General features: G+C 49.7%; 12 protein-coding genes. 10 read left to right on the top strand and 2 right to left on the bottom strand.

Annotated features, from left to right (window positions below; translation table 11 throughout):
* Nucleotides 1-260 precede the first annotated feature (260 nt).
* From fimA to fimH, 7 genes are all read left to right on the top strand, one after another.
* Nucleotides 261-809, top strand: a complete 549-nt coding sequence (fimA, locus tag E0D98_RS15430; protein ID WP_000695543.1) for a type 1 fimbrial major subunit FimA — start codon at nucleotides 261-263, stop codon at nucleotides 807-809.
* 64 nt (nucleotides 810-873) lie between these two features.
* Nucleotides 874-1413, top strand: coding sequence for a fimbrial protein (locus tag E0D98_RS15425; protein WP_000824114.1), 540 nt, complete (start codon nucleotides 874-876; stop codon nucleotides 1411-1413).
* A 36-nt stretch (nucleotides 1414-1449) separates the two neighbouring features.
* Complete coding sequence (gene fimC / locus E0D98_RS15420; protein ID WP_000066573.1) at nucleotides 1450-2175, top strand: type 1 fimbria chaperone FimC; 726 nt, start codon at nucleotides 1450-1452, stop codon at nucleotides 2173-2175.
* 66 nt (nucleotides 2176-2241) lie between these two features.
* Nucleotides 2242-4878, top strand: coding sequence for a fimbrial usher FimD (gene fimD / locus E0D98_RS15415; protein ID WP_050877257.1), 2637 nt, complete (start codon nucleotides 2242-2244; stop codon nucleotides 4876-4878).
* Between the two features lie 9 nt (nucleotides 4879-4887).
* On the top strand, nucleotides 4888-5418 hold the full coding sequence (gene fimF, locus E0D98_RS15410; RefSeq protein WP_001244826.1) for a type 1 fimbria minor subunit FimF: 531 nt from the start codon (nucleotides 4888-4890) through the stop codon (nucleotides 5416-5418).
* Nucleotides 5419-5430: 12 nt separating this feature from the next.
* Complete coding sequence (fimG, locus tag E0D98_RS15405; RefSeq protein ID WP_000872005.1) at nucleotides 5431-5934, top strand: type 1 fimbria minor subunit FimG; 504 nt, start codon at nucleotides 5431-5433, stop codon at nucleotides 5932-5934.
* A gap of 19 nt (nucleotides 5935-5953) precedes the next feature.
* Nucleotides 5954-6856 carry a type 1 fimbria D-mannose specific adhesin FimH gene (fimH, locus tag E0D98_RS15400; protein ID WP_000832227.1) on the top strand — a complete coding sequence of 301 codons (903 nt, stop codon included), beginning with the start codon at nucleotides 5954-5956 and terminating at the stop codon, nucleotides 6854-6856.
* Nucleotides 6857-7098: 242 nt separating this feature from the next.
* Here fimH and gntP read toward each other — a convergent pair whose 3' ends face one another.
* Complete coding sequence (gene gntP / locus E0D98_RS15395) at nucleotides 7099-8442, bottom strand: gluconate permease GntP (RefSeq protein ID WP_000558251.1); 1344 nt, start codon at nucleotides 8440-8442, stop codon at nucleotides 7099-7101.
* Nucleotides 8443-8781: 339 nt separating this feature from the next.
* On the opposite strand from gntP, the gene uxuA reads away from it, so the two are divergent.
* The 3 genes from uxuA (at nucleotide 8782) to uxuR (ending at nucleotide 12495) form a co-directional block, all read left to right on the top strand.
* Entirely contained in the window at nucleotides 8782-9966 is a 1185-nt protein-coding gene (uxuA, locus tag E0D98_RS15390) for a mannonate dehydratase (protein ID WP_000438591.1), read from the top strand.
* An 80-nt stretch (nucleotides 9967-10046) separates the two neighbouring features.
* Complete coding sequence (locus tag E0D98_RS15385; protein ID WP_000208194.1) at nucleotides 10047-11507, top strand: fructuronate reductase; 1461 nt, start codon at nucleotides 10047-10049, stop codon at nucleotides 11505-11507.
* Between the two features lie 214 nt (nucleotides 11508-11721).
* On the top strand, nucleotides 11722-12495 hold the full coding sequence (gene uxuR, locus E0D98_RS15380; protein ID WP_000833686.1) for a Uxu operon transcriptional regulator: 774 nt from the start codon (nucleotides 11722-11724) through the stop codon (nucleotides 12493-12495).
* A 140-nt stretch (nucleotides 12496-12635) separates the two neighbouring features.
* On the opposite strand, the gene E0D98_RS15375 is transcribed toward uxuR, so the two are convergent.
* The gene (locus E0D98_RS15375; RefSeq protein WP_000062581.1) at nucleotides 12636-13466 is read right to left on the bottom strand and encodes a DUF2686 family protein; all 831 of its coding nucleotides are present in this window, start codon (nucleotides 13464-13466) and stop codon (nucleotides 12636-12638) included.
* Between the last annotated feature and the right edge of the window lie 237 nt (nucleotides 13467-13703).

Genomic DNA, 13703 nt, shown 5'->3' with positions numbered 1-13703 from the left:
ATCTTCCTCATTCTTCTCTCCAAAAACCACCTCATGCAATATAAAAATCTATAAATAACGATAACAATAGAATATTAAGCCAACAAATAAACTGAAAAAGTTTGTGCGCGATGCTTTCCTCTATGAGTCAAAATGGCCCCAAATGTTTCATCTTTTGGGGGAAAACTGTGCAGTGTTGGCAGTCAAACTCGTTGACAAAACAAAGTGTACAGAACGACTGCCCATGTCGATTTAGAAATAGTTTTTTAAAGGAAAGCAGCATGAAAATTAAAACTCTGGCAATCGTTGTTCTGTCGGCTCTGTCCCTCAGTTCCGCAGCGGCTCTGGCCGATACTACGACGGTAAATGGTGGGACCGTTCACTTTAAAGGGGAAGTTGTTAACGCCGCTTGCGCAGTTGATGCAGGCTCTGTTGATCAAACCGTTCAGTTGGGCCAGGTTCGTACCGCTAGCCTGAAGCAGGCTGGAGCAACCAGCTCTGCCGTTGGTTTTAACATTCAGCTGAATGATTGCGATACCACTGTTGCCACAAAAGCCGCTGTTGCCTTCTTAGGTACGGCAATTGATGCTACGCATACTGATGTACTGGCTCTGCAGAGTTCAGCTGCGGGTAGCGCAACAAACGTTGGTGTGCAGATCCTGGACAGAACGGGTGCTGCGCTGGCGCTGGACGGTGCGACATTTAGTTCAGAAACAACCCTGAATAACGGAACCAACACCATTCCGTTCCAGGCGCGTTATTTTGCAACCGGTGCCGCAACCCCTGGCGCAGCTAATGCGGATGCGACCTTCAAGGTTCAGTATCAATAACCTACCCAGGTTCAGGGACGTCATTACGGGCAGGGATGCCCACCCTTGTGCGATAAAAATAACGATGAAAAGGAAGAGATTATTTCTATTAGCGTCGTTGCTGCCAATGTTTGCTCTGGCCGGAAATAAATGGAATACCACGCTGCCCGGCGGAAATATGCAATTTCAGGGCGTCATTATTGCGGAAACTTGCCGGATTGAAGCCGGTGATAAACAAATGACGGTCAATATGGGGCAAATCAGCAGTAACCGGTTTCATGCGGTAGGGGAAGATAGCGCACCGGTGCCTTTTGTTATTCATTTACGGGAATGTAGCACGGTGGTGAGCGAACGTGTAGGTGTGGCGTTTCACGGTGTCGCGGATGGTAAAAATCCGGATGTGCTTTCCGTGGGAGAGGGGCCAGGGATAGCCACCAATATTGGCGTAGCGTTGTTTGATGATGAAGGAAACCTCGTACCGATTAATCGTCCTCCAGCAAACTGGAAACGGCTTTACTCAGGCTCTACTTCGCTACATTTCATCGCCAAATATCGTGCTACCGGGCGTCGGGTTACTGGCGGCATCGCCAATGCCCAGGCCTGGTTCTCTTTAACCTATCAGTAATTGTTCAGCAGATAATGTGATAACAGGAACAGGACAGTGAGTAATAAAAACGTCAATGTAAGGAAATCGCAGGAAATAACATTCTGCTTGCTGGCAGGTATCCTGATGTTCATGGCAATGATGGTTGCCGGACGCGCTGAAGCGGGAGTGGCCTTAGGTGCGACTCGCGTAATTTATCCGGCAGGGCAAAAACAAGTGCAACTTGCCGTGACAAATAATGATGAAAATAGTACCTATTTAATTCAATCATGGGTGGAAAATGCCGATGGTGTAAAGGATGGTCGTTTTATCGTGACGCCTCCTCTGTTTGCGATGAAGGGAAAAAGAGAGAATACCTTGCGTATTCTTGATGCAACAAATAACCAATTGCCACAGGATCGGGAAAGTTTATTCTGGATGAATGTTAAAGCGATTCCGTCAATGGATAAATCAAAATTGACTGAGAATACGCTACAGCTCGCAATTATCAGCCGCATTAAACTGTACTATCGCCCAGCTAAATTAGCGTTGCCACCCGATCAGGCCGCAGAAAAATTAAGATTTCGTCGTAGCGCGAATTCTCTGACGCTGATTAACCCGACACCCTATTACCTGACGGTAACAGAGTTGAATGCCGGAACCCGGGTTCTTGAAAATGCATTGGTGCCTCCAATGGGCGAAAGCACGGTTAAATTGCCTTCTGATGCAGGAAGCAATATTACTTACCGAACAATAAATGATTATGGCGCACTTACCCCCAAAATGACGGGCGTAATGGAATAACGCAGGGGGAATTTTTCGCCTGAATAAAAAGAATTGACTGCCGGGTGATTTTAAACCGGAGGAATAATGTCATATCTGAATTTAAGACTTTACCAGCGAAACACACAATGCTTGCATATTCGTAAGCATCGTTTGGCTGGTTTTTTTGTCCGGCTCTTTGTTGCCTGTGCTTTTGCCGCACAGGCACCTTTGTCATCTGCCGAACTCTATTTTAACCCGCGTTTTTTAGCGGATGATCCCCAGGCTGTGGCTGATTTATCGCGTTTTGAAAATGGGCAAGAATTACCGCCAGGGACGTATCGTGTCGATATCTATTTGAATAATGGTTATATGGCAACGCGTGATGTCACATTTAATACGGGCGACAGTGAACAAGGGATTGTTCCCTGCCTGACACGCGCGCAGCTTGCCAGTATGGGGCTGAATACGGCTTCTGTCTCCGGTATGAATCTGCTGGCGGATGATGCCTGCGTGCCATTAACCTCAATGATCCATGACGCTACTGCGCATTTAGATGTTGGTCAGCAGCGACTCAACCTGACGATCCCTCAGGCATTTATGAGTAATCGCGCGCGTGGTTATATTCCTCCTGAGTTATGGGATCCCGGTATTAATGCCGGATTGCTCAATTATAATTTCAGCGGAAATAGTGTACAGAATCGGATTGGGGGTAACAGCCATTATGCATATTTAAACCTACAGAGTGGGTTAAATATTGGTGCGTGGCGTTTACGCGACAATACCACCTGGAGTTATAACAGTAGCGACAGATCATCAGGTAGCAAAAATAAATGGCAGCATATCAATACCTGGCTTGAGCGAGACATAATACCGTTACGTTCCCGGCTGACGCTGGGTGATGGTTATACTCAGGGCGATATTTTCGATGGTATTAACTTTCGCGGCGTACAATTGGCCTCAGATGACAATATGTTACCCGATAGCCAAAGAGGATTTGCCCCGGTGATCCACGGTATTGCTCGTGGTACTGCACAGGTCACTATTAAACAAAATGGGTATGACATTTATAATAGTACGGTGCCACCGGGACCTTTTACCATCAACGATATCTATGCCGCAGGTAATAGTGGTGACTTGCAGGTAACGATCAAAGAGGCTGACGGCAGCACGCAGATTTTTACCGTACCCTATTCGTCAGTCCCGCTTTTGCAACGTGAAGGGCATACTCGTTATTCCATTACGGCAGGAGAATACCGTAGTGGAAATGCGCAGCAGGAAAAACCCCGCTTTTTCCAGAGTACATTACTCCACGGCCTTCCGGCTGGCTGGACAATATATGGTGGAACGCAACTGGCGGATCGTTATCGTGCTTTTAATTTCGGTATCGGGAAAAACATGGGGGCACTGGGCGCTCTGTCTGTGGATATGACGCAGGCTAATTCCACACTTCCCGATGACAGTCAGCATGACGGACAATCGGTGCGTTTTCTCTATAACAAATCGCTCAATGAGTCAGGCACGAATATTCAGTTAGTGGGTTACCGTTATTCGACCAGCGGATATTTTAATTTCGCTGATACAACATACAGTCGAATGAATGGCTACAACATCGAAACACAGGACGGAGTTATTCAGGTTAAGCCGAAATTCACCGACTATTACAACCTCGCTTATAACAAACGCGGGAAATTACAACTCACCGTTACTCAGCAACTCGGGCGCTCATCAACACTGTATTTGAGTGGTAGCCATCAAACTTATTGGGGAACGAGTAATGTCGATGAGCAATTCCAGGCTGGATTAAATACTGCGTTCGAAGATATCAACTGGACGCTCAGCTATAGCCTGACGAAAAACGCCTGGCAAAAAGGACGTGATCAGATGTTAGCGCTTAACGTCAATATTCCTTTCAGCCACTGGCTGCATTCTGACAGTAAATCTCAGTGGCGACATGCCAGTGCCAGCTACAGCATGTCACACGATCTCAACGGTCGAATGACCAATCTGGCTGGTGTATACGGTACGTTGCTGGAAGACAACAACCTCAGCTATAGCGTGCAAACCGGCTATGCCGGGGGAGGCGATGGTAATAGCGGAAGCACAGGCTACGCCACGCTGAATTATCGCGGTGGTTACGGCAATGCCAATATCGGTTACAGCCATAGTGATGATATTAAGCAGCTCTATTACGGAGTCAGCGGTGGGGTACTGGCTCATGCCAATGGCGTAACGCTGGGGCAGCCGTTAAACGATACGGTGGTGCTTGTTAAAGCGCCTGGCGCAAAAGATGCAAAAGTCGAAAACCAGACGGGGGTGCGTACCGACTGGCGTGGTTATGCCGTGCTGCCTTATGCCACTGAATATCGGGAAAATAGAGTGGCGCTGGATACCAATACCCTGGCTGATAACGTCGATTTAGATAACGCGGTCGCTAACGTTGTTCCCACTCGTGGGGCGATCGTGCGAGCAGAGTTTAAAGCGCGCGTTGGGATAAAACTGCTCATGACGCTAACCCACAATAATAAGCCGCTGCCGTTTGGGGCGATGGTGACATCAGAGAGTAGCCAGAGTAGCGGCATTGTTGCGGATAATGGTCAGGTTTACCTCAGCGGAATGCCTTTAGCGGGAAAAGTTCAGGTGAAATGGGGAGAAGAGGAAAATGCTCACTGTGTCGCCAATTATCAACTGCCACCAGAGAGTCAGCAGCAGTTATTAACCCAGCTATCAGCTGAATGTCGTTAAGGGGGCGTGATGAGAAACAAACCTTTTTATCTTCTGTGCGCTTTTTTGTGGCTGGCGGTGAGTCACGCTTTGGCTGCGGATAGCACGATTACTATCCGCGGCTATGTCAGGGATAACGGCTGTAGTGTGGCCGCTGAATCAACCAATTTTACTGTTGATCTGATGGAAAACGCGGCGAAGCAATTTAACAACATTGGCGCAACGACTCCTGTCGTTCCATTTCGTATTTTGCTGTCACCCTGTGGTAACGCCGTTTCTGCCGTAAAGGTTGGGTTTACCGGCGTTGCAGATAGCCACAATGCCAACCTGCTTGCACTTGAAAATACGGTATCAGCGGCTTCGGGACTGGGAATACAGCTTCTGAATGAGCAGCAAAATCAGATACCCCTTAATGCTCCATCGTCCGCGATTTCGTGGACGACCCTGACGCCGGGTAAACCAAATACGTTGAATTTTTACGCCCGGCTAATGGCGACACAGGTGCCTGTCACTGCGGGGCATATCAATGCCACGGCTACCTTCACTCTTGAATATCAGTAACTGGAGATGCTCATGAAATGGCGCAAACGTGGGTATTTATTGGCGGCAATATTGGCGCTCGCAAGTGCGACGATACAGGCAGCCGATGTCACCATCACGGTGAACGGTAAGGTCGTCGCCAAACCGTGCACGGTTTCCACCACCAATGCCACGGTTGATCTCGGCGATCTTTATTCTTTCAGTCTGATGTCTGCCGGGGCGGCATCGGCCTGGCATGATGTTGCGCTTGAGTTGACTAATTGTCCGGTGGGAACGTCGAGGGTCACTGCCAGCTTCAGCGGGGCAGCCGACAGTACCGGATATTATAAAAACCAGGGGACCGCGCAAAACATCCAGTTAGAGCTACAGGATGACAGTGGCAACACATTGAATACTGGCGCAACCAAAACAGTTCAGGTGGATGATTCCTCACAATCAGCGCACTTCCCGTTACAGGTCAGAGCATTGACGGTAAATGGCGGAGCCACTCAGGGAACCATTCAGGCAGTGATTAGCATCACCTATACCTACAGCTGAACCCGAAGAGATAATTGTAATGAAACGAGTTATTACCCTGTTTGCTGTACTGCTGATGGGCTGGTCGGTAAATGCCTGGTCATTCGCCTGTAAAACCGCCAATGGTACCGCTATCCCTATTGGCGGTGGCAGCGCTAATGTTTATGTAAACCTTGCGCCTGCCGTGAATGTGGGGCAAAACCTGGTCGTAGATCTTTCGACGCAAATCTTTTGCCATAACGATTATCCGGAAACCATTACAGACTATGTCACACTGCAACGAGGCTCGGCTTATGGCGGCGTGTTATCTAATTTTTCCGGGACCGTAAAATATAGTGGCAGTAGCTATCCATTTCCGACCACCAGCGAAACGCCGCGGGTTGTTTATAATTCGAGAACGGATAAGCCGTGGCCGGTGGCGCTTTATTTGACGCCTGTGAGCAGTGCGGGCGGGGTGGCGATTAAAGCTGGCTCATTAATTGCCGTGCTTATTTTGCGACAGACCAACAACTATAACAGCGATGATTTCCAGTTTGTGTGGAATATTTACGCCAATAATGATGTGGTGGTGCCTACTGGCGGCTGCGATGTTTCTGCTCGTGATGTCACCGTTACTCTGCCGGACTACCCTGGTTCAGTGCCGATTCCTCTTACCGTTTATTGTGCGAAAAGCCAAAACCTGGGATATTACCTCTCCGGCACAACCGCAGATGCGGGCAACTCGATTTTCACCAATACCGCCTCGTTTTCACCAGCGCAGGGCGTCGGCGTACAGTTGACGCGCAACGGTACGATTATTCCAGCGAATAACACGGTATCGTTAGGAGCAGTAGGGACTTCGGCGGTAAGTCTGGGATTAACGGCAAATTACGCTCGTACCGGAGGGCAGGTGACTGCAGGGAATGTGCAATCGATTATTGGCGTGACTTTTGTTTATCAATAAAGAAATCACAGGACATTGCTAATGCAGGTACGCAATATTGCCTGAAGCTAAAAAACTGCACGTTAGCCCTTCGTAGGCCAGATAAGACGCGTCAGCGTCGCATCTGGCATAAACAAAGCGCACTTTGCGGGTCTTTTCCCCTCACCCTAACCCTCTCCCCGGAGGGGCGAGGGGACTGTCCGGGCACATTTTTAGACTTTGTCATCAGTCTGAGCCTGCCATTGGCAGGCTCTGGTGTTCTTTTACGCTACCATGCTAATAATCAGCACAATAATCAGCCCAACCACGGAGTTGACCAGCTCCAGCAGACCCCAGGTTTTCAACGTGTCTTTTACTGACAGGTCAAAGTAACCTTTGAACAACCAGAAAGATGCATCGTTAATGTGGGTGAGGGTGTTGGAACCCGCAGCCGTCGCCAGCACCAGCAGCGCCGGATTCACGCCAACCAGCTGACCAGTTGCTGGATCTAGGATTGCAGCACTGATAATCCCGGCGGCGGTCATCGCCGAAACGACACCCTGACCCGTCGCCAGACGAATTAGCACAGTGATCAGCCATGCCATGATGTAGGGCGAGATATTGCCGTGGGACATCAACATGCCGATGGTGTCGCCAATGCCGGTGTCGATGATGGTCTGCTTCAGCACGCCACCCGCACCGATGATCAGAATCACCATTGCAATACTCTTCACCGCGCTTTCAAAAGCGTTCATCACCCACTGCATGTCATGACCACGTGCGGTGCCAAAGAGTACGAATGCAACCACCATCGCAATAAACATTGCAATCGGCGAGGAACCGATAAAGTTAACCACTTCCCAGGCAGGGGTATCTTTTACCAGCCAGATATTGGCGATGGTGGTAGAGATCATAATGATCGCCGGGATCAGCGGCACCAGAATCGAAACGCCGAAAGAGGGCAGATTATTCATATCTACCGGTTGATCTGCTTTCAGGAATGATGGCGTTGGGCGCTCAAGATTGCCGAGGAACTTCGGCAGGATCAGACCTGCGCAGATTACACTTGGGATCGTCACCAGTACGCCATAGATATAAACCATCCCCATATCCGCGCCATAAGCATTCACCAGCGCCACCGGACCCGGCTGCGGTGGGAACAGTGAATGTGCGGTAGTGGCAGCTGCTACTGCCGGGATCGCCAGTTTCAGGAACGGAATTTTAGCTTCGGCGGCAATAACAATAACCAGCGGCGCTAACATGATAAAGGCCACTTCATAGAACATCGCCAGACCAAAAATCAGGCCGATGATAATCACCGACAGCTGTACATAGCGCAGACCGAGACGCGCCAGCAGCGTATGCGCTATCTGGTGAGCCGCGCCGGAGTCGACCATCAATTTACCGATGACCGCACCGAACACCACGATGATAGCCAGTTCCCCCAGCGTGTTGCCGAAGCCCGCTTTCATAGTGTGCAGCAGCGACATCAAATCCATGCCCGCCAGCATCCCGACGGACAGCGCCGCCACCAACAAAGCCACCATTGAATTGATTTTGAACTTCAAATTCAGTACCAGCATCAGGCCGATACCGAATACTACCCAGAGAATGTTAAGCACATGCATAACGTTTTACCTTACCTGGTTGAACCGTTGTTATTTTGGGCGACATGTTATGTAAATTGGTCAACCATTGTTGCGATGAATGTCACATCCTCTGATCAATAACCATCGATAACCTTTTGCTGCAATTTGCAGCAACAACCAGGAGAGTGAAATTCTTGTGATGTGGTTAACCAATTTCAGAATTCGGGTTGACATGTCTTACCAAAAGGTAGAACTTATACGCCATCTCATCCGATGCAACGCCACGGCTGCGGTCTGGTTGTTCATCCGGATACCTAAACAACTCCAGGGTTCCGCGTCTCTTTGCTGTGGAACCCACTATGTGAAAGAGGAAAAATCATGGAACAGACCTGGCGCTGGTACGGCCCAAACGATCCGGTTTCTTTAGCTGATGTCCGTCAGGCGGGCGCAACTGGCGTGGTTACCGCGCTGCACCATATCCCGAACGGCGAAGTATGGTCCGTAGAAGAGATCCTCAAACGCAAGGCGATCGTTGAAGACGCAGGCCTGGTGTGGTCTGTCGTAGAAAGCGTACCAATTCACGAAGATATCAAAACCCACACTGGCAACTATGAGCAGTGGATCGCTAACTATCAGCAGACTCTGCGCAACCTGGCGCAGTGCGGCATTCGCACCGTGTGCTACAACTTCATGCCGGTGCTCGACTGGACCCGTACTGACCTCGAATACGTGCTGCCAGACGGCTCCAAAGCGCTGCGCTTCGACCAGATCGAATTCGCTGCATTCGAAATGCATATCCTGAAACGTCCAGGCGCGGAAGCGGATTACACCGAAGAAGAAATTGCTCAGGCTGCTGTTCGCTTCGCCACTATGAGCGATGAAGACAAAGCGCGTCTGACCCGTAACATCATCGCTGGTCTGCCGGGCGCGGAAGAAGGGTACACCCTCGACCAGTTCCGTAAGCACCTGGAGCTGTACAAAGATATCGACAAAGCCAAACTGCGCGAAAACTTTGCCGTCTTCCTGAAAGCGATTATTCCGGTTGCCGAAGAAGTTGGCGTGCGTATGGCTGTTCACCCGGACGATCCGCCGCGCCCGATCCTCGGCCTGCCGCGCATTGTTTCCACCATTGAAGATATGCAGTGGATGGTTGATACCGTAAACAGCATGGCAAACGGTTTTACCATGTGCACCGGTTCCTACGGCGTGCGTGCTGACAACGATCTGGTTGATATGATCAAGCAGTTCGGTCCGCGTATTTACTTCACCCATCTGCGCTCCACCATGCGTGAAGATAACCCGAAAACCTTCCACGAAGCGGCGCACCTGAACGGTGACGTTGATATGTACGAAGTGGTGAAAGCGATTGTTGAAGAAGAACACCGTCGTAAAGCGGAAGGCAAAGAAGACCTGATCCCGATGCGTCCGGACCACGGTCATCAGATGCTGGACGACCTGAAGAAGAAAACCAACCCAGGTTACTCCGCAATTGGTCGTCTGAAAGGCCTGGCCGAAGTTCGCGGTGTCGAACTGGCGATCCAGCGCGCTTTCTTTAGCCGTTAATACCCACCGGCATGGCTGCGCGCCGTGCCGGTTCCTTCTTCCTTGCCGTCACTCTCTGAAGACGGATTCTGGAGTTTACGATGACTACTATTGTTGACAGCAATCTGCCGGTTGCCCGCCCGTCATGGGATCATTCTCGTCTGGAATCACGCATTGTGCATCTCGGTTGCGGGGCGTTTCACCGCGCGCACCAGGCGCTGTATACCCATCATCTGCTGGAAAGCACCGACAGCGACTGGGGTATCTGCGAAGTTAACCTGATGCCAGGCAACGACCGCGTGCTGATCGAAAACCTGAAAAAACAGCAACTGCTGTACACCGTAGCGGAAAAAGGCGCGGAAAGCACCGAGCTGAAAATTATCGGTTCGATGAAAGAAGCGCTGCATCCGGAAATCGACGGTTGCGAAGGTATTCTCAACGCGATGGCGCGTCCGCAGACGGCGATTGTCTCCCTGACGGTCACGGAAAAAGGCTACTGCGCTGATGCGGCAAGCGGTCAGCTGGATCTCAATAACCCACTGATCAAGCACGATCTGGAAAACCCGACTGCGCCGAAGTCCGCGATTGGTTACATCGTCGAAGCCTTGCGTCTGCGTCGTGAAAAAGGGTTGAAAGCGTTTACGGTGATGTCCTGCGATAACGTGCGTGAAAACGGTCATGTGGCGAAGGTCGCGGTACTGGGACTGGCTCAGGCACGCGATCCGCAGCTGGCGGCATGGATTGAAGAGAACGTCACCTTCCCATGCACCATGGTTGACCGCATCGTTCCAGCGGCGACGCCAGAAACCTTACAGGAAATTGCTGACCAGCTGGGTGTTTACGACCCGTGCGCCATTGCCTGCGAACCGTTCCGTCAGTGGGTGATTGAAGATAACTTCGTTAATGGTCGCCCGGACTGGGATAAAGTGGGCGCACAGTTCGTTGCAGACGTTGTGCCGTTCGAAATGATGAAGCTGCGTATGCTGAACGGCAGCCACTCTTTCCTGGCGTACCTCGGTTACCTCGGCGGCTATGAAACTATTGCCGACACCATGACTAACCCGGATTATCGCAAAGCGGCCTTTGCCCTGATGATGCAGGAACAAGCGCCAACGCTGTCGATGCCGGAAGGTACGGACCTGAACGCCTATGCGACGCTGCTGATCGAGCGTTTCAGCAACCCATCTCTGCGTCACCGTACCTGGCAGATTGCAATGGACGGCAGCCAGAAGTTACCGCAGCGTCTGCTGGACCCGGTGCGTCTGCACCTGCAAAACGGCGGCAGCTGGCGTCACCTGGCGCTGGGCGTGGCTGGCTGGATGCGTTACACCCAGGGCGTGGATGAGCAGGGTAATGCCATTGACGTGGTCGACCCGATGCTGGCCGAGTTCCAGAAGATTAACGCGCAGTATCAGGGCGCAGACCGCGTGAAAGCGCTGCTGGGCCTGAGCGGTATTTTTGCCGATGATCTGCCGCAGAATGCCGACTTTGTTGGCGCGGTGACTGCGGCATATCAGCAGCTGTGCGAACGCGGTGCGCGCGAGTGTGTGGCTGCGCTGTAACTAACTGATTACCCTACAGACTTACTGGTCAATCAAACTGGTATTTGGTTGACCAGTTTTCGTTTTCTTGCCCACCTGTACGTGCCAACTTCCAGTGCTAATGGTATAGTTTGAGATTAACGGGGGCCGTAAAATTGCCCGTTGTAGGCCGGATAAGGCGTTCACGCCGCATCCGGCAAAAATTTGATTAACCGCACCTAACGGACACAACACCATGAAATCTGCCACCTCTGCGCAAAGACCTTACCAGGAAGTCGGGGCGATGATCCGCGATCTGATCATAAAGACGCCGTACAATCCTGGCGAACGGCTGCCGCCGGAGCGTGAAATTGCAGAAATGCTTGATGTCACGCGGACGGTGGTACGTGAAGCGCTGATCATGCTGGAGATCAAAGGGCTGGTGGAAGTGCGCCGGGGTGCCGGTATCTATGTTCTTGATAGCTCAGGCAGCCACAACACAGACAGTCCGGATGCCAACGTCTGCAATGATGCGGGTCCTTTTGAGCTGTTACAGGCGCGTCAGTTACTGGAAAGTAACATCGCCGAGTTTGCCGCCCTGCAGGCTACCCGCGAAGATATCGTCAAAATGCGTCAGGCATTGCAACTGGAAGAGCGTGAACTGGCTTCCAGTGCGCCGGGCAGCAGCGAAAGCGGTGACATGCAGTTCCATCTCGCTATTGCCGAAGCAACGCATAACAGCATGCTGGTGGAGCTGTTCCGTCAGTCCTGGCAGTGGCGGGAAAACAACCCAATGTGGATCCAGTTGCACAGCCATCTGGATGACAGCCTGTATCGCAAAGAGTGGTTGGGCGATCACAAACAGATCCTCGCCGCGTTAATCAAAAAAGATGCCCGAGCGGCGAAGCTGGCAATGTGGCAGCATCTGGAAAACGTTAAGCAACGTCTGCTGGAATTCTCGAACGTTGACGATATTTATTTTGATGGCTATCTGTTTGATTCATGGCCGCTGGATAAAGTCGACGCCTGACTTATTATAATAAGCGCAAGGGTAAACGTTCCTTGCGCTTTCTTAAATTAAGAAGTCGCAATGAGTATTACTTTGTAAATTGCAGGGTATTGTTTAAATATCTGTATAACCTGAATGTTAGTACTCATTGTTCCTGGTAGTTATTTACCAATATAATTCCATTCACCATTTTTTAATTCAAACAGTTCTGGAAGAGATGACGGTTGCAGAGTCATACGTTTGAGTGGTGCATTTTCATCACCCGGGATAACTTTATATCCCATTTTTGCATGGATCTCCGCGGTACCGGGATAGGCTTCTATACCAATTATTGGGTCATTACCCAACTCAATATTAGCATTAAGTAATGCGGCAAGGGCGAATCCGGAAGAATTTGCCACCCCTGAGACAGTCATTATCTGATCAATATAGATATCAATCCTTGGCTGCTCATTGGTCCATCTTTTTGCCTGAGAAGCTGGAAGGGTTGAAATATATCCTATCGTGGTTCCGGCGTAACCTGGAACATTGCAACCAGGGCCTAATGTTATTTCATGAACTGTATAGTCCTCAACAGGATCGAAAGGGCTCTTCATAAATAAATTTAGCCGTAATCCTTCTGCTAACTCTGTGGCAGCATGCGCCTTTTTACATATACCACCATATATTTCGTCTAAAACTGTGGTGATTTTCAAGTTTCGATAGAGCATACGTCCTGTTGTTGTAATACCATCGGATTCTCTGCATGTTTCTGTCACATAATTAAATGGCCAGGGCTCTTTACTAATATCAAGTTTTCTAATTTCGACAACGCTTTTTCCATCGTAATTATGGTTATTGCCACGAGCAAGAGGCAGAAGATAGATATTTTCCGTATCCAGGCGTGCATATTCATATCGACGTGTTAACTCACTGTCGACTTTTGGATGATGAAGGAAGTGATTATCTGTAATAATTTGACTCTGAAGGGCATTGCTTAATGGCATAGACATAATAGTTACCTTTTATGAGTATTTCACTGATGTTTAGAAAAATAGATAAATTTTTCTGTAGTAAAAAAGAAGTAAACAAATGACATGCATGTTTCTGTTGTAGTGATATCAACTCTACATGGTGATATTAAAGGGTAGGAAACACTCTAAAGTATCAAAAAACGCTCATTTAAAATTATTTGCATGCAATTAAAAAGCATATCTTATAACTAATTGGAATTTGATGTTGCTATATTG

Origin of the sequence: Escherichia sp. KCJ4928, from assembly GCF_004352695.1 — a bacterium.
Taxonomy (GTDB): domain Bacteria; phylum Pseudomonadota; class Gammaproteobacteria; order Enterobacterales; family Enterobacteriaceae; genus ECMA0423.
This window is presented reverse-complemented; position numbering and strand designations above follow the sequence as displayed.

Bases quoted from the DNA above. Each gene is read 5' to 3' on its own strand.
- fimA (WP_000695543.1), top strand. From the start codon at position 261: ATGAAAATTAAAACTCTGGCAATCGTTGTTCTGTCGGCTCTGTCCCTC.
- E0D98_RS15425 (WP_000824114.1), top strand. From the start codon at position 874: ATGAAAAGGAAGAGATTATTTCTATTAGCGTCGTTGCTGCCAATGTTT.
- fimD (WP_050877257.1), top strand. From the start codon at position 2,242: ATGTCATATCTGAATTTAAGACTTTACCAGCGAAACACACAATGCTTG.
- fimF (WP_001244826.1), top strand. From the start codon at position 4,888: ATGAGAAACAAACCTTTTTATCTTCTGTGCGCTTTTTTGTGGCTGGCG.
- fimG (WP_000872005.1), top strand. From the start codon at position 5,431: ATGAAATGGCGCAAACGTGGGTATTTATTGGCGGCAATATTGGCGCTC.
- fimH (WP_000832227.1), top strand. From the start codon at position 5,954: ATGAAACGAGTTATTACCCTGTTTGCTGTACTGCTGATGGGCTGGTCG.
- gntP (WP_000558251.1), bottom strand. From the start codon at position 8,442: ATGCATGTGCTTAACATTCTCTGGGTAGTATTCGGTATCGGCCTGATG.
- uxuA (WP_000438591.1), top strand. From the start codon at position 8,782: ATGGAACAGACCTGGCGCTGGTACGGCCCAAACGATCCGGTTTCTTTA.
- E0D98_RS15385 (WP_000208194.1), top strand. From the start codon at position 10,047: ATGACTACTATTGTTGACAGCAATCTGCCGGTTGCCCGCCCGTCATGG.
- uxuR (WP_000833686.1), top strand. From the start codon at position 11,722: ATGAAATCTGCCACCTCTGCGCAAAGACCTTACCAGGAAGTCGGGGCG.
- E0D98_RS15375 (WP_000062581.1), bottom strand. From the start codon at position 13,466: ATGTCTATGCCATTAAGCAATGCCCTTCAGAGTCAAATTATTACAGAT.